Source organism: Klebsiella sp. AqSCr, from assembly GCF_008452795.1.
GTDB classification, from domain to species: domain Bacteria; phylum Pseudomonadota; class Gammaproteobacteria; order Enterobacterales; family Enterobacteriaceae; genus Klebsiella; species Klebsiella pneumoniae.
Genome location: NZ_MJDM01000029.1, coordinates 1 through 659, shown reverse-complemented (window position 1 = coordinate 659; position 659 = coordinate 1). Strand labels below are relative to the sequence as shown.

The following is a 659-nucleotide window of genomic DNA, read 5'->3' as shown; positions in this document are numbered from 1 at the left end:
CCTTAAGACACTTATCCGAATCATTGCAGTGGTAGATTTTAGCCGTGCCGCCCTCCATCATAGCTCTAATCAGATCCTGGTCAGTGGTGCGTGCCGGCAGCGGCGTGATTTCACTGTTCTCCCCGAAAATCAGCGTACCGGTGAGCGTCATGATGAATTCCTTCAGCTCCTTATTGCCGTCGAAGAGCCGGTTCTTCGATAAGGCATTCCACATGATGTTGATGTTTTTCATCACACGTTCTTTGTCTTTATCGCTGGCCTTATCCTGGACGCTGTCCATCTTGCCGCCCACCGTACAACCCTGGCGCGACGCGGCCCAGTCCGAAAAGATATTGCTTTCACCGGCAATGTCCTGGCAGACCTTTTGTTGAGCGACCTGGGTACGAGGAAACAGGCCACCCACAATTCCCTGAGCAGCCTGGCAGGAACTGAGGTTCATGCTGTTCATGTCAGTGGCCATCTTTTGAAGGAAGTCCTTTGCGGTTTTAATCTCCGGTACCGTGGTTTGCAAAGCGAGATCAAAAAAGTACCCCGCGGCGTTGCTCATGATTTGTTTTGCGAACCGCTGCAGCTGCTCGCTGTTGATAAAGGAGAACGCCCCCAGGTACGCATCGATGCCGCCGCAGCCGGCGTTAATATCCGGCAGGGTCATGCTGACC

At 53.3% G+C, this 659-nt stretch carries 1 protein-coding gene; it reads right to left on the bottom strand.

The genetic code is table 11. The features are described from left to right. Nucleotides 1–659 (bottom strand): conjugal transfer protein TraH (locus BHE81_RS25830; RefSeq protein WP_172622154.1); only part of this gene is annotated, 659 nt, incomplete at both ends.